The organism is Vibrio sp. Vf1514 (genome assembly GCF_052076135.1).
Lineage (GTDB): Bacteria > Pseudomonadota > Gammaproteobacteria > Enterobacterales > Vibrionaceae > Vibrio > Vibrio furnissii.
In genome coordinates, this window is sequence record NZ_CP197268.1 from 839,406 (window position 1) to 859,510 (window position 20,105).

Genomic DNA, 20,105 nt, shown 5'->3' on the forward strand with positions numbered 1-20,105 from the left:
ATTCCCCACCAACGCTTTTAAATAAGATGCAAACGAACAAATACCGTCATTGCGGCAACAACCATAAAGACACAGGTGGCGACTATTGAACGTTTTGACAATCGACCGATGCCGCAAATGCCATGTCCACTGGTGCAACCATTACCCAAACGTGTGCCGACGCCAACGAGCAAACCCGCCGCCGCTAACCACCACACATGAGTGTCAAACTGTGCTGGCATCTGCTTATCAAAGGCCATCACACCGAAGACGCCGCCACTAATCATGCCGACCACAAACAACAACCGCCACGCAAAATCACGTGATTTCGGCGTCATTAACCCCGTTAAGATGCCGCTGATACCGGCAATTTTTCCGTTCATCAGTAACAAAATGGTTGCCGAAATCCCTAACAACACGCCGCCAAACAAAGATTCCCAAGGCATGGTGAACGTCATAATGTCCTCTTTTTATTTCTCGAAATTTGAAAGACTTAACCACAAAACACGGTTTGTAAGCTCTGAATCAACTGCGCCACGCGCGTATCGGCCAACGAATAGAACACCTGTTGCGATTCCTTGCGCGCTTCAATCAATCCATGCTTTCGTAATACCGTTAAATGTTGAGAAAACGCTGACTGGCTGAGTGCTGAGCTTTGTTGTAATTGCCCCACACCCACCTCGCCTTTTGTCAATTGACAGAGCACCATCAAACGTTCCGGATGCGCCAAAATTCTAAGTAGTTCAGACACTTCTTCCGCATTGGACTTCATTTGATCAATATTGACGGCTTCCATCACTTTCCCCTTCGTAACCTTGTTTTTTAGATAATACTAATAAACATAATTTAGTCAAACCTTATTTAGTTATATCGAAATTAGCTCAATTAACATTAGACAACTCTAATTTATGTAACTATAGTAAATCCAACATCCAACGGAGGGTATTCTCATGACCATTGAAAATGGCGTACGAATTGTCGCGGGCAGCATGGTCTTGCTGTCGCTACTGTTAACAGTGTTTGTTCATCCGAACTTTATCTGGCTCACCGTGTTTGTTGGTGTGAATCTCATTCAAAGTGCGTTTACCGGGATTTGCCCAGCAGCCTATTTTTTGAAGAAACTTGGGTTTAAATAGTCAGTTCACACTGAAATTCGATACATCAGTTGAGCTAGAAAAATTTGGAGTAAACTATGACTAAGATTGTGATTATCGGCGGTGTTGCCGGCGGGGCTTCTGCGGCAGCGCGTGCGCGTCGTTTGAGCGAAGATGCGCAAATCATTATGTTTGAACGGGGCCCTTTCGTCTCGTTTGCCAACTGCGGCTTGCCCTATCACATCGGTGGTGACATCAAAGAACGAGCCAATTTGCTACTGCAAACGCCAGAAAGCTTTTTGGCACGCTTTAATGTCGATGTCCGCGTCATGAATGACGTGGTTCGCATTAACCGTGCAGACAAAACCATCACCGTTCGCAACCTGCTGGATCAATCTGAGTACGAAGAAAGCTACGACTTTCTACTGTTGAGCCCAGGCGCTGGCCCGATTGTGCCGCCAATCCCAGGGTTGGATAACCCACTCACCCATTCGCTGCGCAACATTCCAGATATGGACCGTATTTTGGAAACCATTCAGATGAACCAACCCGACCATGCCACCGTTATTGGTGGTGGCTTTATCGGTTTGGAGATGATGGAAGCGTTCCACCAATTGGGCATCAAAACCACGCTGATTGAAATGGCCGATCAAGTGATGACACCCGTTGACCGAGAAATGGCAGGCTTTGCCCACGCAGAAATTCGCGCTAAAGGCATCGACTTGCGCCTCGGTGTGGCGCTGCAAGCGGTCGAGTTCAAGCCAACGACCTCAATGCCAAGCATCGATTCTGGTGAGAATACCGAGCATCAACACATGAATGGTGAACTCGATCTGACGCTGAGCAATGGCGAAACACTGACCACTGATATTCTGATCATGGCAATTGGTGTGCGCCCAGAAACCAAACTCGCAGCTGAAGCAGGCCTGCACATCGGTGCGCTGGGCGGGATTGAGACCAACGAATCCCTACAAACTAGCGATCCAAGCATTTATGCAGTGGGCGATGCGATTGAAGAAAAAGACTTTGTGACGGGTCAATCGACCTTAGTACCACTGGCTGGCCCTGCCAACCGTCAAGGTCGTATGGCCGCAGACAACATGTTGGGTCGCAGCGAAACCTATCAAGGCACGCAAGGCACCGCGATCTGTAAGATCTTCGACTTGGCTGTGGCTTCTACTGGTAAAAACGAGAAGCAACTCAAACGTGCGGGTATCGCATACGAGAAAGTCTACGTTCATACCGCGAGCCACGCGAGCTACTACCCGGGGGCTGAAATTGTGTCGTTCAAAATGCTGTTTGATCCAACATCAGGCAAGATTTTCGGCGCTCAGGCCGTGGGTAAAGATGGCATCGACAAACGTATCGACGTTATGGCAGTTGCGCAGCGTGCTGGCATGACCGTTGAACAGTTGCAACATCTTGAACTGACGTACGCGCCACCTTACGGCAGCGCAAAAGACGTCATCAACCAAGCCGCATTTGTCGCCACCAACCTCATGAAAGGTGATGCAAAAGCGATTCACTTTGATGAAATCGACAGCCTTACCGATGACCAACTGTTGCTCGATGTACGTAATCCGGGCGAACTGGACAACGTCGGTTATCTGCCGGGCGCCATCAATATTCCAGTCGACCAACTGCGTCAGCGCATGAACGAATTGCCAAAAGACAAAGAAATCATCATCTATTGTCAGGTCGGTTTGCGCGGCAATGTCGCCTATCGCCAGCTCGTCAACAACGGCTACAAAGCACGCAACTTGCTCGGTGGTTACCGCACTTACGCGTTTGCCAGAGCCTAACATTTTCCGCTTTCTCGCAAACCAAAACAGCCAGCATCAAGTGCTGGCTGTTTTGGTATTCAGAACAATGCACCGATGTACAGTACTCCTAAATTTGCTCTGAACTTGTATCTGATATGCGAGTTCATGTATTGCCCGCAAAAGGCTTCGGCAATATCGCCTAAGTTTTTAACGCCTATGCGTCTCTCCGATCGGATAAAACCACTCACATTGTCAGACACATATTGATCGTCAAAGACGGATTTGTGTATCTGGCACCATGGTTTAGTATATGAAGCACACCTTCACACGCGTAAATCAATTGGCATAAATAGCATGATCACCATTCGACACTACAAAGCCTCCGATGCGCGGGCGCTTTGGACGCTTTTTTATCACACCGTTCGCAACATTAACGTGCGCGACTACACTCAAGCGCAAGTCGAGGCATGGGCGCCCGCTGAGATTGACGCTGCCATTTGGCAGCAACGAATGCGAGCCATTGATCCTTTTGTCGCGGAGTTGGACGGCGACATTGTGGGCTATGCCGATCTGCAAGCCGACGGGCTGATTGATCATTTCTTTTGTCATCACCAGCATCAAGGCAAAGGGGTCGGCCGCAGCCTAATGGAACATATACTGAATATGGGTCGCCAGCGTGGCATCACCCAGTTTCATGCCGAAGTCAGCATCACCGCTCGCCCATTTTTTGAGCGTTTTGGATTCACCGTGGTTCACAAACAAACGGTAGAAGTTCGCGGGCAAACATTGCGCAATTTTGTGATGAAACGCTCCGCAAAAAATCCTTTGAATCGCGATACACAGCATGTCAAAAGCGCATGAGTTTTACACACGGTTGGGCGCCGAAATTGAGCGCATGGATGGCCAGCGCCCCTACTTTCGTTGGCCGCTATGTGGCTAACGAAGCATGAAACCCGCTCGCTCTCGCTGGGTTAAATTTGTCGCAGGCGCTGAATGTCTTTTTGAGGCGGTAATCCAAATAAACGACTGTATTCGCGACTAAATTGAGAGGCACTTTCATAGCCCACCAGATTACTGGCTTGCGTCGCATCAAGACCATTTAACAGCATCTGCTCGCGCGCTTCTTGCAGCCTTAGGTTTTTCATGTACTGCAGCGGGCTGCTGCCAGTCAAGGCTTTAAAGTGCACTCGAAAGCTTGAAGCGCTCATGTGCGCCTGCCCCGCTAGCTCATTCATGCCAATGGTTTCGGTGAAGTTCTTCTTCATCCACGTCACGATTTTCAGAATGTGATTGCTGGGCGAACCAACAGAAGCAATATGGCGCAGTTGCGTGCCATGCGGCCCATGAAGCAAACGAATCACAAGTTCTTTTTTTATCAATGGCACCACACTCGCGAGATACTCAGGCTCTTGCTCCAACGCTAACAAACGGCTCATCGTCCGGTATATACTATCGTCCGTATTCTGAATGGAAATCGATTGATACTCAAAGTGACGATCGGGCTTGTCGAGCTTCAGCTCCGTGCACGTTTGCATGATCAGGTCATAATCTAATTTCAGGACGATCGCCAAAAATGGCTGATGGCGCGTCGCCTCCGTCACATGCGATACAATCGGTGTGTCAAAGGTGGTCAGCATCGACTGCCCGGCTTCGACAGGGACTTGCCTGTCATCAATCGCCAGTTGCTTGCTCCCTTGTAAGATCAGCGAAAACCCAAGGCTATAAATGCAATGCAGCGGCGCTGTCGGCGTATTTCTAATGTGAACTTCAAGCCCGGGAATGTCAGTGATGTAGCTGCCCTCTTTACTGCTGTAGGCGCGCACTTGATCCACCAGCGCTTGATTGGCGTTATTGCTGTTCATCACTCTCACCTGCTCTGTCGTTGATTCTTTTCGTATTGTATTTTTCATCGAATCGTTGGATTAACTCTTGCGAGGACACCTGGCTTCCCATTCTTCCCCGCTTCACGTATTGATGAGCAAAACTGATCGCGCCTTTCGAACGCACGAGTGCTTCAAATTCATCAATAAAATGCTGCTTAAATTGACTGTTAAACGTATTCACCAACACCACGTGCTTGTTGGTGAAATCGGTATTGTTCGCAAATTGCCAGATCGGTGGCGCTGGGCTGTATAACCAGATGGGCGATCCCAGATACACGGTGTCATAGCGCGAAACATCGATATGATTCGGTGTGATGTCCGCGAAATCGTTCCGAGCATCGCTCAATGCGTTTATCCAGCCAACCATTCCAAGCTGATAGTCGTTTGCCACTAATTCATGGACATCCGCATCCAACGTTTCAGCAATGTGATCGGCTAAAACGCCCGTGTTTCCTGAACGAGAAAAGACCACAACGGCCACGTTTTGAGGCTTTTCCGAAGCGCGGTGATGTTTTAAATCATCGAGCTTGGCATCATTGTGCTTTAACGCGTGATTTCTTAACACCTGATTGGCCGCATCTTGTGCATTTTCAATACGCGTGACCACAAATGCAACCACGAACAAGATGAGAGCGAGCGCCAACAGCAACATCAGGAACAAACGGATCATCAGTGCCATCCCTTACGATTTCAAACAAGGTGAATGATGCGTTCTTTACTCACGCGAAGAACGCATTGAAGTCACTTATTGGAGATATTTCGCCAAGAATGGCGCCACGCGTTCCATGGCCAAACTCACCGCCTCGGGATGGTCATACAGCTCGTAGTGCGACCAATTCTCTAGATCCACCAATTGACGATCTTTCGAAGCCACCGCTCGACCATAAATTTCTTGCCCATCACGGAACGCGCCAAACGCGCCCACTTTCTGGCCAACCACCGCCATCATCGGTTGTGTCATCAAGGTTTCTGCAAATGCGAAGGCATCCCAGCTTAATGTTTTTTGAGCGTGAGAAAAGACCATGCGCGTTGCGCCGCCTTCCGACTGTCCCCGCGGTGTTTTGTAGTACTCTGTGGCTTCAAACACATCGCGATCGGTCAAACCGTTTTCTTTTGCAAATTCGAGGCTTGGTGGCAACAGTTCATTCACTTGTAACTCAGCACCACGAGCTTCAGCCGTGCGTTGCGTTGCCATGGCTTCCAATGTGCCGATGGGGTTGTACAAGCTAAACCCTTCGCGGAACAAACGCCCCACATTAACCGGTGTAATGCCCACGACGGCTTTCAGACGTTTCTCGGTCAGGGCAGAATTGAGAATGTAACCGCCACCACCACAGATACCCAATCCACCAATGCGGGTCTCATCCACATACGGTAAGGTCACGGCATAATCGATCACGCGGCTGATGTCTTCGACGCGTTGCGTAGGATCTTCCACATAACGGGGCATACCGCCCGACTCACCTTGAAAGCTGGCGTCAAAGGCAATCACGACATAACCTAATTCAGCCAACGCCTTCCCATAAACTGCACTGGAGGTTTGTTCTTTGCAGCTCCCAAATGGGTGAACACTAACCATGGTCGGATAGCGTTTTGCTGCGTCAAAGCCGTCTGGCAGCAAGATGAATGCGGCCATATCCCAAGCCATATCGGCGTTTCGGAACGATACTTTTTTAATATCCATCATTTTTATCCTCGTGGAAGGCTCAACGCATTGAGCCTTCGTTGATATTCATCGTGCGTGTTACAACGTGCGTTGGAAGAATGGGGCAAGTACGCCAATGGCTTCAGCAATCGGTGACTCGCCATCGTAGAGGTCCATGTGGTTGGCACCATCGACAATGTACATCTGTTTGTCGCTGCTCGCCGCACGCGCCATCAGATCATCACTCATCCATTTGCTGCCCGCATTGCTGCCGACCACGGTTAAAAGAGGCTGCGTGAGGAACGCTTCCGCTTTAAAGAATGCATCATACGAGATGATTTGAGTCAGGCTGCGAGCCGTCGCAAAACCCGGAGCGGTGCAATACGCCGCGCGATCGGTATGGTAATACTCCCAAGCCTGACGCAGCTCTTCATTCGGTGCATCTTCTTCCTTCATCGGCGCCATTGGCATGGTTGCAGACTCCGCGCCACTCGCATCAGCGGTGCGCGCACCAGAACCGGCTTCAAGGTAAGGAATCGCATCGCTGTCTTTGACGTTGTTGTCCCAACCGTTGCGGAACATTTGGCCGATGTTCACCATGCTGACCGTTCCCACAGCTTTGATGCGACGATCATTGATGGCGGCATTGGCGGTATAACCCGCACCCGCACAGATCCCCATCGCACCAATGCGGTCGTTGTCGACGTAATCCAGTGTGGTGAGGTAATCAATCACGGCACTCACATCTTCCGTACGTACGTGTGGGTTTTCCAACTGGCGCGGATTACCGGTACTTTCACCTTGATAAGACGCATCATAAGCAATGGCAACAAACCCGTGCGCTGCAAGTTTTTTTGCATATGTGCCCGCGGTTTGCTCTTTCACACCACCACCCGGGTGTGACACCACAATCGCAGGGTAACGCTTAGTCGCATCAAAATTGTCTGGGAAGTTAATCAGCCCAGCGAGCGTAATGTCCAGACCGTTGGTATTAGGAAAGTAGACTTTGTTCATTTGGATTGCTCCTCAGTAGCGTACGTCATTGTCTTAGAAAGCTGTGCGCCAGTTCGCGGTTTGCTCCTGACTTGAAACCAGTATAGGCAGATCATGGCGTGTAAGTTTGCCTAAAATGACGAGTTATTTGCCTGTTTTGTTTTTTATGCCTGAAATGATGAAACCAAAACGAGTACGAGTTCAACACACTGCACACAAAACAAATAACTTATTGATAATAATTAAATTTAAAATATCACCGCATTTATGCCACACTGTGTAATTCAACAAAATCATTGTGTTAAATTTGCACTCATGCGGCCAATCAGCGACGCTTGTCGCCGTCAAAAATCGCAAAACAGGCAAACAAAAAAACAATGGCCCTCATGATGAGAGCCATTGGCAGAACGTGACACAATTCGTGTTCAAATTACGACTGAACAGGGAACCATCCCGGGGTGGACTTGATGATGTTCCACAACTTGGTCGGCACTTGCAGATCATCGGCACTGTGAGACAAATCCAACGCGGCACAAATCTCTTGGTCGCGGCCATCTTGAGCCATTTCGACCCAAGTCGGGTTCATCACCAAACTGCGTCCGACCACCACCAGCGGTATGCCTGTTTCAAGTACGTGACGCGCTTGATTCGGCGTACGCACTTCTCCTGCCGCCATGAGTGGCAAGCGATCAGCCACACGTTCGATAAAGCGTTGCGCCGTGGTTTTACCGCTGGTGTCATCCTGAGATTGACCCGCAAGGATGTTGTACAGCGACGTATGCAAGTAATCGATATTGCCCGCTTGCGCCAAGGTTTCAGCCAGCGCCAGCGCGTCATCAATGCGTAACGCGCCCTCTCCTGGTTCTTCCGGCGAAATACGATAGCCCAGCAAGAAAGGACGGCTTGCGTGTTCATCGATCACGCGGCGCACTTCACGCACGACTTCCAACGGGAAGCGCATGCGGTTTTCCAGTGAGCCTCCCCATTGGTCTTGGCGTTGGTTAAAGAGCGGCGACAGGAAATTCTGAATCAAGAAACCATGCGCGCCGTGCAATTCAATACCATCAAATCCCGCGTCAATGGCTCGGCGTGTGGCTTGGCCAAAATCATGGATCAGCTCGAAGATTTCGGCTTCGGTTAATTCACGACTTGCGAGTTTGCCATCGTTAAATGGCCCTTTCGGCGCGGCCATTGCACTGGCGCTCACCAATTCACCGTTCGGAATCAGATCGGGAACCGCTTTGTTCCCAGCATGGAACAGTTGCAACACCGCGACTGCGCCGCCACTTTTGGCTGCATCCGCAAGCTTCGTTAAGCTAGGAATAAAGCGATCGTCATATGCTGCAAACTCATCCGTAAATCCAATCCCGCTCGGCTGAACGTGGCTGCATCCGGTCAACAGTAAACCCACCCCTTGTGCGCGCGCACGGTAGTAACGGAGTTCTTCATCAGAAATGGTTTCATCCGCGTTGGACGACCATGTGGTCATCGGAGCCATCACAACTCGGTTGCGTAATGTCACACCATTTTTAAATGTAAATGGTTGGAATAATAGATCTTTCATGTGTATTCATTGCCTCTAAAAACATGTTATGTCTAACCCGCTCGGGTTAGTAATCGGTTGATGCCGTTAAGCTGGCAGCGCGTTGAAAAGACGTTCTACATGAAATAAGGCTTATCACCGTCGGTATTGGGTTTATTCACACCGAGGTTTGCGCCGACATATTCCGATGGGTTAAGAATGACCTGCGTGATCAGGTCTCCGACACTTTTTCGAGACACCACAGTCCCTTTGAACGCTTCATCTTTGGCCGTGATTTCGTAGTCCACTTCATCTTCATCCGTCAGCCATGCCGGACGCAAAATGGTGTAATCCAAACCCGAGGCTTCGATAGCATCAGCCGCGCGACGATAATACTTCAGCGGCTCACCAATGATGGCATCGTTCCACTGACCAAATTTGCCGGGGATTTCATCGTAGATTCCTAAAGAGAGCACAAAGATCAGACGTTTCACGCCCGTTGCTCGCATCGCGTCAATCACCGCGACAGTCTGCGCTTCCAGATCGTCGCCCGCTAAGTTGGCATAAACCACATCTTGGCCAGCCATCGCAGACTTCAGCAGTTCCGGGTCAAGCACATCGCCAACCACCACTTGCGCTTTCGCCGAAATAACATCCGCCAGCTTTTTCGGGTTGCGCAGCAACAAGGTTTGATGCTGGGTGTTGTCTTCATTCAAAGCCTTCACCACCCACTGCGCAATTTGGCCACTGGCGCCGAGAATCAGTACGTTATTCATATCATTTGCCTCTTTTTAATCGTTTCAATGTCGATGACTCAACCGAGGTCTCAATGACCATCAACCATGACCGCCCGGTACTTGGCACCTTGAAATCGGTGCTGCGCAACCGCTTGATAAGCTGGGCTGTCATACCAAGCACGTGCTGCGGCTTGATTGGGAAATTCCACAATCACGACACCTTCAGGTGCTTCACCTTCCAGCGTTTCCATCGCACCGTAGGATGACAATATCTTGATCGGATGCCCGGCCAGCGTTGCAGCAACTCGCTCCATATAGGTATCCAGTGCCGCTTGGTCTTGGGTGCTTTCTCGGGTAAAAACAATGAATGCTGCCACGTCATCGCCCTCTCATTTGGTGTCTTCAACGTGAAGCCATCTTAATGATCGAACTGTATCGAATAAATATCGTTTTACACACATGAGTGTTAAGTTAAACTAAACAAATGCCTATTGAACCTTCTCTTATCTCGTCACTGACGTGGTTTGCGCACATTGCCCGCCACCGAAGCTTTACCAAAGCCGCCTCAGAAATGGGGGTGACGCGTGCTGCGTTGTCGCAGCATCTCAAAGCACTGGAGCAGCAGCTTCAGGTGCGGTTATTGAATCGAACCACGCGAAATATGTCGCTGACCGACGAAGGCCAACGCTTGTTGGACATTCTTCATCCATCGCTCACTAACATTGAACAAGTCGTCAGCGAGCTCAATGAATCCCACATTGAACCCTCTGGGCTGATCAGAATTAGCTCCTCCCGAACCGCGGCAAGGTTGTTGATTGAACCGCACTTGGGGGAATTTTTGGCGCGTTATCCAAAAATACGCTTGGAATTGATGATGGACGATGGGTTCACCAACATCGTGGCGGAAGGGTTGGATGCGGGCATCCGATTGGGCGTGAGTTTGGATGAGCACATGGTGGCCGTCCCGATCACACCGCCGTTGACCACAGCCATCGTTGGCTCTCCGGCATACTTCAAGCAACATGGAATTCCCCAACGCCCGAAGGATCTGGAAGCGCATAACTGCCTTGCATATCGCTTTACGTCCAGTGGCACGCTCGATCATTGGTCGTTGACCGCGCCCGATTCAGATCAGCACACCGTGGTGTTTGAACCAAAAGGCAATGCCGTCTTCAATGATGATTACAGTATGCTCCAAGCGGCCATTCAAGGTGTCGGTTTGGTCAAACATATTGATTTATGGGTACACGAGGCCATTCAGGACGGGCGGTTAACGCGAGTGTTAACGCCTTGGTGCAAACCCTTTCCGGGGTTCTATCTCTACATCCCGTCTCGAGAACATATGCCGAAAAAGATTCGGGTTCTGATGGATTTTTTAATCGAAAAACGAGAGCTTCTCAGCCGCTAAGCATAGCCCCACAACGTTGGGGCTATTTTTTTGTCCTGCCTTTTCATTTTGCCTTACTGGGAACTGCTCATTATTTAAGTTGCCTTTAAAACAGTTGCCAAAGCAACTTAATTTAATTAATATCCGCCGCACACCACCATTCTCAACACACAAACCTTTGATGTGAGGCCAGACTATGCAAGACAAAATCAACCTGCTTCATGAACTCACGAACAGCCTTCAACCCGTACGACGGGCATGGAAACGGGCGGTTTCGGAAGTGATTGCGGAGCACGGTATCTCCATGTCATTGGCCACCGCGGTGGTACTTGTTTATCGCAATCCACAGGGGCTGAACCAAAAATTGCTTGCCGAAGAAATTGGTATCAATCCCGGCGCGTTAGTGCGCCTGCTGGATCAAGCCAGCCAAGAAGCGTTACTTGAACGCCGTGAAGATACCGTGGACCGCCGCATCAAGAATTTACACATCTTGCCCAAAGGAACCGAAATCGCGATCAGCATCGAACGCGCAGCCGACGAATTGCGCCTGGAACTCATGCGTGATGTTGATTTGGCCGCCATTGAGCAAGCCACCCAAGTGCTGCGACTTTTTGAAAAACGATCCATTGAGTTCGTACAGCAGTACAAATCGAACAAATGAACATTTCGCGTCAACAGTGGTTATTCGCCGCCAAGGTCTACATTTCGGCGATGCTTGCCTATTTCGTCGCGGTAGAGATGGGATTGACCAATCCCTATTGGGCGATGGTCACCTGCTGCGTGCTCAGCAACCCATTATCTGGCGCCGTTCGTGCCAGAGCCACCTACCGATTTGCAGGCACACTTTTCGCGGGATTCATCTCGCTGCTACTTTCGGCGTGGTTCGTGAACGAGCCGCTCATTTTGGTGATGGTGACGGGGTTGGTTTCGTCTGTGATTTTGGCGTTATCTTATGCCGATCGAACCCCGAGGGCTTACAGCCTGCAACTCACTGGCGTGACGATTATGCTGGTTCTGGTGGCCTATCTGAGCCAGCCAGAAAACATGTTTACCATGGTGGTGACACGCGTGGTCGAAATTTGTATTGGTATTTTGTCGGTCACCTTTGTGGATGCATTGGTTTTCCCGGGGACTACGCAGCCAATGCTTCAATCGCGCGTCGATAACTGGATGCGCGATCTCAAAGCATGGCGTGATGATTGCTTGACCGGCATCACCAATCACACCACAGAATCGGATCGACTGGCCATACTTGCCGATGTGTCATCGCTGTCTCAGTTGGTTTCGACCATGAAGTTAGACCACGCTGTCGACCGACAAACTCGCCAAGCCATGATCGCGCTGCAAAGACAGATTATGGCAATGATCCCGACCTTGTCTGCGCTGGGACATGCCATGCATAGCTTGTCGCCAGAAACACGCGAGCGCCTGTCGCCCAGTGTCGAAAGCTGGACAGCAAACAACGAGGTCATGCAACCCATTGTAATACCCAAAGCGGTTGTGCAAGACGCATCACCTTGGGAAAAACTGGTTCTTGAACGTGTGCAGCGACTGCTCAATCAGCACCTCACCGACTGGGAATCGGTCACGGCGCTTCAAGGTCTTGTGGTAGGGAAACCGACGCACGCCTATACGCGCTATGCCGCGCTCAAAGCCAAGGCATTTCCACTGCCACCCGATACTGGATTAATGCTGCGCATGTTCATGGGGATATTGCTGACCTACTCGCTGCTCAGCGCGATCTGGTACTTCACCGGATGGAACCAAGGCCCCAATATGGTCTTGATGGGAGTTGTTGCCATTAGCTTTTTTGGTGGCAGTGATGAACCCGGCATCGCGATCACGCACTTTGGGCGCTTTGCTTTTATCTCGGCATTAACGGCATTTACCTTGGGCTATGTGTTATTACCGCTGGCCAATAGCCAAACCAGCTTTCTGCTCATCATGGCGACTTTTATGTTGCCAATGGGCCTATGGGCCTCGAAGAATCCGTTGGCGATGTTGGTACTGGCCTTGAGCCTGAGTAACGTCAACTTTCAGAATCATTACACCCCATTCAACATTGGGTTCTTTTTGGATGGCTCTGTCGCGACGTTGGTGGGCGTGTTTGTGGCGTTTGTGGCCATTGCCGTCTCAAGACGTTGGGGCGCGCAACATGCCCTACAGCACCTGCTCAAGCGCGAATATCGGGATCAACAAACATTGGTTCACACCTTCGATGATGTCGCGATTGAAACCTACGCCACACGTTCTTTAGACCGCATGGCCTTACAGGTCTCAAGACTCGGTGCGTCGCTGGGCAAAGAGAGCCTGATTCTGCTGAATCAACTGAAAGCCAACATCACGATGGCCAAGTTGAGGCAGTTGAGCAGCGCTCACCCGATGGCGTCGACACTGCAACCGCTATTGCAAGCGCTGAGTCAGCGAGACAAACGTCCTGTGCAATCGAGCGATGAATTACGCCATCAACTCGATCGCGCCCTTGAGCGAGCAAACCACGAACACCAAACGGACGTTGTCCACCTATTAACTGGATTGAGAATCGCGCTCTATCCAACGGCACCCCATTGGACACCTTTGTATGCTTAACGAACTTGATATTTTGGGGATATACATTTCACCACTGCTGATGTGCATGGTGCTGGCTTTCTTTCTCCGCATCCTCCTCTCGAGCCTGTTCGTCAAGGCCGGAGTGTATCGGCTGATCGCACAAAGACCCATTTTTGATTCCGCTTTATTTATTTCGCTCACCGGTTTGCTCTTTCACCTGTTTGCGATCATTACCACACCAATAGGTCACTCATTCTCATGATGAAACACAAAATGATGTCGAGTTTTAAGATCCTGATCACAACAGGTGCCGTGTTACTGGCGGGTTTCGTCGTATGGAACCTCTACAGTTATTACCATTATGCGCCGCAAACTCGCGACGGAAAAATCCGTGCTGACATCGTGCCGCTTGCCACCGATATTTCTGGCAATGTTGACGCGGTTTACGTGCACGACAACCAGATTGTTAGCAAAGGCACGCTCCTGTTTAGCTTGGATAAACAGCGCCTGAGTAGCGAAGTCACACAAGCCAAAGCGATGGTGAAGCAAGCGCAGGCGACCCTTCACGCCGCCGATCGCGAATACAAACGCTATCAACGCTTGAATAGCGCCGTTTCCGCGCAGCAACGAGACGACAAACGCGACGCACGCATTTTGGCACAAGCCAGCTTGGATAAATCGTTAGCGGATCTAGAACTGGCGGAAATCAACCTCAATCGAGCCGACATTTACTCACCCGTTGATGGCGTGATCACCAACTTTTCGCTCAGACCGGGCACCTTCGCCTCGGCAGGCGTCCCTGTGATGGCGTTGGTTGATCAAGACAGTTTCTATGTGTCTGGTTATTTTGAAGAGACCAAGTTGAGCCGTATTCGAAATGGCGCTGTCGCCACCATCCATGTGATGGGCGAACATCAACCGATTTACGGGCATGTGGAAGGGTTATCGGCCGGTATCAATGACAGCGAGAGAACCACCGCCTCCGGGACGTTACTGGCCAACGTGAACCCAACATTCAGTTGGATTCGACTCGCACAGCGCATTCCCGTTCGTATCAAAATCGACACGATTCCAAAAGGCTTCACGCTGATTGCGGGGCGCACGGTTTCGGTGTCTTTAGAAGAATTTCACTAAACGATTTTACGATTGTCCATTTTCGTCGGCGTTTCATCAGCGTCGGGGCCTCGCCCCTATTAATCCACTGCCAATTGTTAATAGACGAGTTATTCCGTATGTTCGGAAGCACGTCATCTCGGGGATATTCAAGTCCTTCCCCGCGATGACTTTTTTTCACACAGCTTTCTTATTCACACAGCTTTCGCTTTGATAAAGCTCTCATTTTTACATCGCTTTCGTTTGAACAGCGCCTGCGACCTTGATGGGGACTTACCAAGCGCTTCCTTCATCAGAACGAAACCCCATCCTCCCTTGGCACCGATAACGCCATGGTCTGTTTGAGCCATGCGATAAACTGGCGCTCTAATTCGGTTTCTTCACGCTGCTGACGCAATAACACATAATCGTGACCGGACGGCTGAAAGCCAAACGGCGCGACTAAGCGGCCGCGTTCAATCTCATCCATCACCAACGGATACGATCCGATGGCGGCGCCTAACCCATCCTGCGCAGCTTGCAAGCAAAAATAGAAATGTTCGAACGTTTGCGCTGCGGCGTCGGGAAATTCAAACGCCTGCTGATGATCGCACCGCTTTTGTTGACTCTCTTGCCACGCTTGCCAAGCGAAGGGACGGGTTTGACTGTGGAGTAATGTCATTGGCAGTTGCAGGGTTCGAACACGCTGCCAATAGTCCGGCGACATCACCGGCCCCACCCACTCAGCCACCAGCGTTTGTTTCTGATAGGGCTGCGTTAACTCGAAATCATCGCGGCGAATCGCTAAATGGTAGCCTTGCGCGCCGAGATTGACCGCGCCACCGGCCGTCGACAGCCGCACATCGCCATGGGCTTGCTGATGAAATTGGCTCATCCGCGGCATGAGCCATCGCATGGTCAACGTGGGTTCACAAGAAACTTCCAGATGCGGCGACCGTGCGGTGCGTAGCTGCTCCACCCCTTGTTCAAGTGATGCAAAGGCCTGACGGGTATAGGTTCGCAAGGCGATGCCCTCTTCCGTCAGCACCACATGACGTCCCTGCTTTGCAAACAACGAAACGCCCAAATAGGTTTCCAACGTTTTGATCTGTTTGCTGACTGCGCCGTGGGTGATAGTCAGCACGTCGGCCGCCTGCGTGAAACTTGCGCTGTGCGCCGCCACATGAAAAACGTGAAACGCTTTGAGATGCCGCATATGTGAATTTTTCTCACTCAACTAGGTCATTTTTATCGATTATAAGCGGCGACTAGGCAACGTACAATTCATCCCACACTTTCGTTCAATAACTCATTAACTGAAAAGGAAAATTGGAATGGATATCGTCACACTCGCTATTGTTGGCTTACTGATTGTGATCAGCCCCGGGGCGGACTTTGTTTTGGTGTTAAAAAACAGCCTGTCACATGGCCGTCGCGCCGGCCTGTTGAGCGCGCTGGGCATTAGCCTCGCCATCACCGTTCATATCGGGTATTCCTTGCTTGGCATCAGTTACCTAATCTCACACAATGAACTACTATTTAACCTCATCAAATACGCTGGTGCCGCCTATTTGGTCTATCTGGGAATCAAAGGCATCTTTGCGGCAAGTGCCCAGACGGTCATCACCGCCGAGCAGGACAACTCGCTACCCAGCTATCGTTATTTCGCGCAGGGATTTTTGTGCAATGTGCTCAACCCGAAAACCATGCTGTTCTTTCTGAGCATTTTTAGTCAGGTGATTTCTGAAGACGGCGCATCATCCACCCAAGCGCTCATTTATGGCGGATACATGGTTGTGCTGCACGGGGTATGGTTTGCATTGGTGGCAACCTTATTGACCTCAACGGCGCTGCAACATAAGCTCGAGCGCGTGAAACCGCTGATCAATAAAGCATGTGGGGTGGGATTGGTGTCGTTTGGTGCGGCGTTAGCGCTGAAAGCCTAACAGGCTACAAACCGCTTTCAGAGATGACGTAACGATTTCGGCCGTGACTTTTCGCCTGATAAAGCGCATTGTCGGCTTGCTCATACACTTGCGCCAGCGTTTCATGGCCATCTGGCGTGATTGTCACCACACCCTGTGAAATCGTAATGTGATCGGCAACGGCACTGAACGCGTGCGGATAATGGATATGTTCGATGGAATCTTGGATGCGTTCTGCGGCGGCGCGTGCGCCTTCCACGTCGGTATTGGTCAGCAGAATGAGGAATTCTTCACCGCCGTAACGCCCCACAAACTCACCGCTGCGACAGAACAATTTATTCGCAGCTTGCGCGATGGTGTGCAGGCAACGATCGCCTTCAATGTGGCCGTAGTTGTCGTTAAAGGGCTTGAAATGGTCGACGTCAAACAGAATGACACTCAACGCCATCTCATGGCGACCGTGCCACGAAATCATTTCACGCAGCTTCTCATCCATAAAACGGCGGTTAAACACTTGTGTGAGGCCGTCTTCGTTAGCCTGATGCTGCAAAATACGGTTGAGTTCTTCTAGTTTGGCACTGGTACGTTTGAGCTCGCGACGCATATTGGCAATACGCTGCATCGCCAACAGCTTGGAATTGAGCACCATTTTATCAACCGGCTTGATCAAATAATCATCGCCGCCCGATTCAATCGCACGTGCGATCATCGACGGTTCATCGTGACTGCTGAGGAAAATGATTGGAATCCACTCTTCGTCGTAGCGGCGGCGAATTTCTTGAGACACTTCAAAGCCATCCATATCCGGCATCGACACGTCCAACAAAATCAATTCCGGCTCAAAACGTGGATACAGCTCCAACGCCTCACGCCCGCTGGATGCGACCTCAACAGAATGGCCTAATTGCTTGAGGCGAATGGCGAGTTGCATCCGTTCCAGTTGAATGTCATCAACCAGTAAGATCCTCATGGATGAGCCAGAACCTAACATCACCACCTCTTTGCAAGATAATCATATGCTTACCTATAGCATAACTTTCTCACGCTTTCACTGCTTTATTTCGCATGTTGTATTGACTTTTCGGTGGAAGTTTTTAGCATTGCCTTTTTCATTGATGGAAACTTTTTTCATGTCAGACACTACACAAACTGAAGCTCCGAAAGTGGACTTAGAAGCCATTTCTCCAGAACTCCGCCAGGTACTTGAATTCGACCAAGTGCCAGAAGAGATGTTCCTGATGGTCACCTCTATTCACGAAGTCTCTGAAGAAGCGGTCCGTGAAGCTTGGGATAGCCTGCCTGCCAGCGCTCAAAACGTCCTGGACAACTTCGAACAGTTCCACGCGCTGATTTCTGTCAGCCAAGCATTTGCTGGCCTAAACGTCATGGAAGAGTTCCCAACGCTGAACCTTCCAAAAGAGATGACTGAGCAAGATAAAGAAGAATACCGTGCTCAGCTTCTGGATCAGGTTCTGCACAGCTGTGTGAAAGACATGGTGAAGCAAATTAAGAAAGCGCGCCGCGACGCGATTCTTAAGCGTGATTTCAAAGACGTGTTCCAAAAGTAAGTCACACGTCCAATAACGAGAAGCCCGTGGCCTGAGGTCACGGGCTTTTTTTGTCACCGTTCCCCTTTCTCAATCGCATATGCCGTCGCACCCTCAAGTGTTTGCCTAGAAATCGCACACGTTGCGCTTCATCTTCACTAGCGGCCCCCGCTTATTTTCACCGTTTTCGCTTTCACTTCATCAAGTCGTCACCTTTCGAGTGCAAAATTTCGCTCCATTTTGGACTTTTTGCACAATAAAAGTACAACTTGACGCTCGAACGCTCATTTATTATGATCAAGATCAAAATTGCTTGAGGGAAAACTCCGCTTTTCTGTGGTTTGATGTTTTCATACGAGCATTAAGATACAAAAACGAAAATCAAGGCCAATAAAATGAAACAGAACTTAAGCTCAACACGTTTTTCTGAAAATGAAGTGCTCGACATCATCATTGTTGGTGGTGGTATCAATGGCGCAGGGATCGCAGCAGACGCTGCCGGTCGTGGACTGAAAGTGGGTATGTATGAAGCGCAGGATTTTGCGGGCGCGACGTCATCGGCCAGTTCAAAGCTGATCCACGGTGGCTTGCGTTACCTTGAGCATTATGAGTTTCGTTTGGTCAGTGAAGCCCTTGCTGAACGTGAAGTTCTGTTGAAAAAAGCCCCTCACATCGTTAAACCGATGCGTTTTCGCTTGCCACATCGTCCATTCTTGCGTCCTGCATGGATGATTCGTACTGGCCTGTTCTTGTACGACAACTTGGGCAAGCGTACGTCTCTGCCCGCCAGTAAAAAAGTCGCTTTAAAAGCTGGCGACGTGACCAAGCCAGAAATGAAGATTGGCTTTGAATACTCCGATTGTTGGGTGGACGATGCGCGCTTGGTGATCCTCAACGCGATTCAGGCGCAAGAGCTGGGTTCAGAAGTGATGAACTACTGCCGCGTTGAACATGCCAGCCGTGACGGCGACATTTGGACGGTCACCCTGTTCGATGAACGCACCCAACAACGTTTCGAGCGCAAGAGCCACGCTTTGGTGAACGCAACCGGCCCTTGGGTGAAACACTTCCTAGATGAAAACGTTCACGTACGCTCCCCTTACGGCATTCGTTTGATCAAAGGGTCACACATCATCGTGCCTAAAATTCACCACGAAGAGCAGGCATACATTCTACAAAATGAAGATAAGCGCATCGTGTTCGTGATTCCGTATCTGGGCAAATATTCGATGATCGGCACCACCGACGTGGAATACAAAGGCGATCCTCGCAAAGTGGCGATTACCCAAGAGGAGCGTCAGTACTTAGTCGACATCGTCAATAAACACTTTGTGCGTGAAATCAGCACCTCAGACATCGTTTCGGAGTTTAGCGGTGTGCGTCCTTTGTGTGATGATGAATCCAACTCACCACAAGCGATCACCCGTGATTACACCTTGTCACTGGATCAACACGGTGAAGAAGCGCCGCTGCTGTCGATTTTCGGCGGTAAACTGACCACGTATCGCAAGCTGGCGGAATCGGCGATGAAACATTTGTCACCGTTCTTCCCGAACATGAAAGCAAGCTGGACCAACGAATCCACACTGCCCGGTGGCGAAGATTATGTGTATGGCAACATTCGTAACGAACTGAAACGCCAATATCCATTTGTCAACGATGCCACGCTGGACCGCTGGCTAACCTGTTACGGCAGCCGCACTCGTGCGCTGTTGGCAGGCGTGACAACCATTGACGATCTCGGCACGCAGTTCAGCGATACCCTGTTCCAACGCGAAGTGGATTACCTGATCGACCACGAATACGCGTTCAAAGTTGACGACATTTTCTGGCGTCGTAGCAAGCTGGGCATTGATCACGACAGCGCAACGATGGCGCAAGTGGCGCAATACCTCGCGCAGCGCCAAGCGTCAGCCGTTGAGCCAGCGCTTAAGGCAGTGATTTAGTCGCAGCATCGCTCCGGTTCTGAATCGAAAAAAAAACCACCG

General features: G+C 50.3%; 22 protein-coding genes and 1 pseudogene. 12 read left to right on the forward strand and 11 right to left on the reverse strand.

The features are described 5' to 3' along the window. Positions 1-17: 17 nt before the first annotated feature. Together ACS18Q_RS18815 and ACS18Q_RS18820 are read right to left on the reverse strand one after the other, a co-directional pair. Complete coding sequence (locus ACS18Q_RS18815; protein WP_154179863.1) at positions 18-437, reverse strand: YeeE/YedE family protein; 420 nt, start codon at positions 435-437, stop codon at positions 18-20. Positions 438-472: 35 nt separating this feature from the next. Continuing rightward, positions 473-775, reverse strand: a complete 303-nt coding sequence (locus ACS18Q_RS18820) for an ArsR/SmtB family transcription factor (RefSeq protein WP_004728202.1) — start codon at positions 773-775, stop codon at positions 473-475. 154 nt (positions 776-929) lie between these two features. On the opposite strand from ACS18Q_RS18820, the gene ACS18Q_RS18825 reads away from it, so the two are divergent. The 4 genes and pseudogenes from ACS18Q_RS18825 to ACS18Q_RS18840 all read left to right on the forward strand — a co-directional run. Next, a complete protein-coding gene (locus ACS18Q_RS18825; RefSeq protein WP_004728203.1) occupies positions 930-1,115 on the forward strand; it encodes a YgaP family membrane protein in 186 nt (61 codons plus the stop codon). A 56-nt stretch (positions 1,116-1,171) separates the two neighbouring features. After that, complete coding sequence (locus ACS18Q_RS18830) at positions 1,172-2,875, forward strand: FAD-dependent oxidoreductase (protein WP_441257662.1); 1,704 nt, start codon at positions 1,172-1,174, stop codon at positions 2,873-2,875. A gap of 315 nt (positions 2,876-3,190) precedes the next feature. Further along, positions 3,191-3,697: an N-acetyltransferase family protein gene (locus ACS18Q_RS18835; protein WP_441257663.1), complete on the forward strand. Its 507-nt coding sequence runs from the start codon at positions 3,191-3,193 to the stop codon at positions 3,695-3,697. Continuing rightward, a pseudogene (locus tag ACS18Q_RS18840) lies at positions 3,687-3,776 on the forward strand (GNAT family N-acetyltransferase); the annotation flags it as partial. The gene ACS18Q_RS18835 and the pseudogene ACS18Q_RS18840, both read left to right, overlap by 11 nt. 31 nt (positions 3,777-3,807) lie before the next feature. On the opposite strand, the gene ACS18Q_RS18845 reads toward ACS18Q_RS18840, so the two are convergent. The 7 genes from ACS18Q_RS18845 to ACS18Q_RS18875 form a co-directional block, all read right to left on the reverse strand. Then, a complete protein-coding gene (locus tag ACS18Q_RS18845) occupies positions 3,808-4,698 on the reverse strand; it encodes an AraC family transcriptional regulator N-terminal domain-containing protein (protein WP_441257664.1) in 891 nt (296 codons plus the stop codon). After that, on the reverse strand, positions 4,685-5,389 hold the full coding sequence (locus tag ACS18Q_RS18850) for a flavodoxin family protein (protein WP_441257665.1): 705 nt from the start codon (positions 5,387-5,389) through the stop codon (positions 4,685-4,687). The genes ACS18Q_RS18845 and ACS18Q_RS18850 overlap by 14 nt, the downstream gene beginning before the upstream one ends. A 75-nt stretch (positions 5,390-5,464) precedes the next feature. Next, positions 5,465-6,403 carry an alpha/beta hydrolase gene (locus tag ACS18Q_RS18855; protein ID WP_208136966.1) on the reverse strand — a complete coding sequence of 313 codons (939 nt, stop codon included), beginning with the start codon at positions 6,401-6,403 and terminating at the stop codon, positions 5,465-5,467. Positions 6,404-6,463: 60 nt separating this feature from the next. After that, on the reverse strand, positions 6,464-7,378 hold the full coding sequence (locus tag ACS18Q_RS18860) for an alpha/beta hydrolase (protein ID WP_441257666.1): 915 nt from the start codon (positions 7,376-7,378) through the stop codon (positions 6,464-6,466). Between the two features lie 409 nt (positions 7,379-7,787). Continuing rightward, positions 7,788-8,921, reverse strand: a complete 1,134-nt coding sequence (locus ACS18Q_RS18865) for an NADH-dependent flavin oxidoreductase (RefSeq protein WP_441257667.1) — start codon at positions 8,919-8,921, stop codon at positions 7,788-7,790. Between the two features lie 95 nt (positions 8,922-9,016). Next, positions 9,017-9,655: an SDR family oxidoreductase gene (locus ACS18Q_RS18870; RefSeq protein WP_158141867.1), complete on the reverse strand. Its 639-nt coding sequence runs from the start codon at positions 9,653-9,655 to the stop codon at positions 9,017-9,019. Between the two features lie 50 nt (positions 9,656-9,705). Then, positions 9,706-9,993, reverse strand: coding sequence for a DUF1330 domain-containing protein (locus ACS18Q_RS18875; RefSeq protein ID WP_222790420.1), 288 nt, complete (start codon positions 9,991-9,993; stop codon positions 9,706-9,708). A 107-nt stretch (positions 9,994-10,100) separates the two neighbouring features. On the opposite strand from ACS18Q_RS18875, the gene ACS18Q_RS18880 reads away from it, so the two are divergent. From ACS18Q_RS18880 to ACS18Q_RS18900, 5 genes are all read left to right on the forward strand, one after another. Beyond that, positions 10,101-11,024 carry a LysR family transcriptional regulator gene (locus tag ACS18Q_RS18880; RefSeq protein WP_441257668.1) on the forward strand — a complete coding sequence of 308 codons (924 nt, stop codon included), beginning with the start codon at positions 10,101-10,103 and terminating at the stop codon, positions 11,022-11,024. A gap of 175 nt (positions 11,025-11,199) precedes the next feature. Further along, positions 11,200-11,664: a MarR family winged helix-turn-helix transcriptional regulator gene (locus ACS18Q_RS18885; protein WP_004728216.1), complete on the forward strand. Its 465-nt coding sequence runs from the start codon at positions 11,200-11,202 to the stop codon at positions 11,662-11,664. Next, positions 11,661-13,592: an FUSC family protein gene (locus tag ACS18Q_RS18890; RefSeq protein ID WP_441257669.1), complete on the forward strand. Its 1,932-nt coding sequence runs from the start codon at positions 11,661-11,663 to the stop codon at positions 13,590-13,592. The genes ACS18Q_RS18885 and ACS18Q_RS18890 overlap by 4 nt, the downstream gene beginning before the upstream one ends. Further along, positions 13,585-13,815, forward strand: coding sequence for a DUF1656 domain-containing protein (locus ACS18Q_RS18895; RefSeq protein ID WP_038152173.1), 231 nt, complete (start codon positions 13,585-13,587; stop codon positions 13,813-13,815). Before ACS18Q_RS18890 ends, ACS18Q_RS18895 begins: the two co-directional genes overlap by 8 nt. Then, positions 13,812-14,687, forward strand: a complete 876-nt coding sequence (locus tag ACS18Q_RS18900; RefSeq protein WP_232658945.1) for an efflux RND transporter periplasmic adaptor subunit — start codon at positions 13,812-13,814, stop codon at positions 14,685-14,687. The genes ACS18Q_RS18895 and ACS18Q_RS18900 overlap by 4 nt, the downstream gene beginning before the upstream one ends. A 271-nt stretch (positions 14,688-14,958) precedes the next feature. Here the strand turns inward: ACS18Q_RS18900 and ACS18Q_RS18905 are convergent, their stop codons facing one another. Next, the gene (locus tag ACS18Q_RS18905) at positions 14,959-15,861 is read right to left on the reverse strand and encodes a LysR substrate-binding domain-containing protein (protein ID WP_441257670.1); all 903 of its coding nucleotides are present in this window, start codon (positions 15,859-15,861) and stop codon (positions 14,959-14,961) included. Between the two features lie 118 nt (positions 15,862-15,979). On the opposite strand from ACS18Q_RS18905, the gene ACS18Q_RS18910 reads away from it, so the two are divergent. Next, a complete protein-coding gene (locus ACS18Q_RS18910; RefSeq protein ID WP_441257671.1) occupies positions 15,980-16,591 on the forward strand; it encodes a LysE family translocator in 612 nt (203 codons plus the stop codon). 4 nt (positions 16,592-16,595) lie between these two features. Here the strand turns inward: ACS18Q_RS18910 and ACS18Q_RS18915 are convergent, their stop codons facing one another. Beyond that, positions 16,596-17,561 (reverse strand): GGDEF domain-containing response regulator, encoded by a 966-nt coding sequence (locus ACS18Q_RS18915; RefSeq protein ID WP_014257371.1) that lies wholly within the window; start codon positions 17,559-17,561, stop codon positions 16,596-16,598. Positions 17,562-17,700: 139 nt separating this feature from the next. Between ACS18Q_RS18915 and ACS18Q_RS18920 the strand changes: the two genes are divergently transcribed. Continuing rightward, positions 17,701-18,138, forward strand: coding sequence for a DUF3069 domain-containing protein (locus tag ACS18Q_RS18920; RefSeq protein WP_004728222.1), 438 nt, complete (start codon positions 17,701-17,703; stop codon positions 18,136-18,138). 374 nt (positions 18,139-18,512) lie between these two features. Next, positions 18,513-20,063 carry a glycerol-3-phosphate dehydrogenase gene (gene glpD / locus ACS18Q_RS18925; protein WP_014257372.1) on the forward strand — a complete coding sequence of 517 codons (1,551 nt, stop codon included), beginning with the start codon at positions 18,513-18,515 and terminating at the stop codon, positions 20,061-20,063. Positions 20,064-20,105: the final 42 nt, after the last annotated feature.

Excerpts from the sequence above, each read along its gene's own strand:
- ACS18Q_RS18860 (WP_441257666.1), bottom strand. The coding sequence starts at position 7,378 with ATGAACAAAGTCTACTTTCCTAATACCAACGGTCTGGACATTACGCTC.
- ACS18Q_RS18865 (WP_441257667.1), bottom strand. The coding sequence starts at position 8,921 with ATGAAAGATCTATTATTCCAACCATTTACATTTAAAAATGGTGTGACA.
- ACS18Q_RS18870 (WP_158141867.1), bottom strand. The coding sequence starts at position 9,655 with ATGAATAACGTACTGATTCTCGGCGCCAGTGGCCAAATTGCGCAGTGG.
- ACS18Q_RS18895 (WP_038152173.1), top strand. The coding sequence starts at position 13,585 with ATGCTTAACGAACTTGATATTTTGGGGATATACATTTCACCACTGCTG.
- ACS18Q_RS18920 (WP_004728222.1), top strand. The coding sequence starts at position 17,701 with ATGTCAGACACTACACAAACTGAAGCTCCGAAAGTGGACTTAGAAGCC.
- ACS18Q_RS18915 (WP_014257371.1), bottom strand. The coding sequence starts at position 17,561 with ATGTTAGGTTCTGGCTCATCCATGAGGATCTTACTGGTTGATGACATT.
- glpD (WP_014257372.1), top strand. The coding sequence starts at position 18,513 with ATGAAACAGAACTTAAGCTCAACACGTTTTTCTGAAAATGAAGTGCTC.
- ACS18Q_RS18880 (WP_441257668.1), top strand. The coding sequence starts at position 10,101 with ATGCCTATTGAACCTTCTCTTATCTCGTCACTGACGTGGTTTGCGCAC.
- ACS18Q_RS18850 (WP_441257665.1), bottom strand. The coding sequence starts at position 5,389 with ATGATCCGTTTGTTCCTGATGTTGCTGTTGGCGCTCGCTCTCATCTTG.
- ACS18Q_RS18905 (WP_441257670.1), bottom strand. The coding sequence starts at position 15,861 with ATGCGGCATCTCAAAGCGTTTCACGTTTTTCATGTGGCGGCGCACAGC.
- ACS18Q_RS18830 (WP_441257662.1), top strand. The coding sequence starts at position 1,172 with ATGACTAAGATTGTGATTATCGGCGGTGTTGCCGGCGGGGCTTCTGCG.
- ACS18Q_RS18910 (WP_441257671.1), top strand. The coding sequence starts at position 15,980 with ATGGATATCGTCACACTCGCTATTGTTGGCTTACTGATTGTGATCAGC.
- ACS18Q_RS18845 (WP_441257664.1), bottom strand. The coding sequence starts at position 4,698 with ATGAACAGCAATAACGCCAATCAAGCGCTGGTGGATCAAGTGCGCGCC.
- ACS18Q_RS18885 (WP_004728216.1), top strand. The coding sequence starts at position 11,200 with ATGCAAGACAAAATCAACCTGCTTCATGAACTCACGAACAGCCTTCAA.
- ACS18Q_RS18890 (WP_441257669.1), top strand. The coding sequence starts at position 11,661 with ATGAACATTTCGCGTCAACAGTGGTTATTCGCCGCCAAGGTCTACATT.
- ACS18Q_RS18835 (WP_441257663.1), top strand. The coding sequence starts at position 3,191 with ATGATCACCATTCGACACTACAAAGCCTCCGATGCGCGGGCGCTTTGG.
- ACS18Q_RS18815 (WP_154179863.1), bottom strand. The coding sequence starts at position 437 with ATGACGTTCACCATGCCTTGGGAATCTTTGTTTGGCGGCGTGTTGTTA.
- ACS18Q_RS18825 (WP_004728203.1), top strand. The coding sequence starts at position 930 with ATGACCATTGAAAATGGCGTACGAATTGTCGCGGGCAGCATGGTCTTG.
- ACS18Q_RS18900 (WP_232658945.1), top strand. The coding sequence starts at position 13,812 with ATGATGAAACACAAAATGATGTCGAGTTTTAAGATCCTGATCACAACA.
- ACS18Q_RS18855 (WP_208136966.1), bottom strand. The coding sequence starts at position 6,403 with ATGGATATTAAAAAAGTATCGTTCCGAAACGCCGATATGGCTTGGGAT.
- ACS18Q_RS18820 (WP_004728202.1), bottom strand. The coding sequence starts at position 775 with ATGGAAGCCGTCAATATTGATCAAATGAAGTCCAATGCGGAAGAAGTG.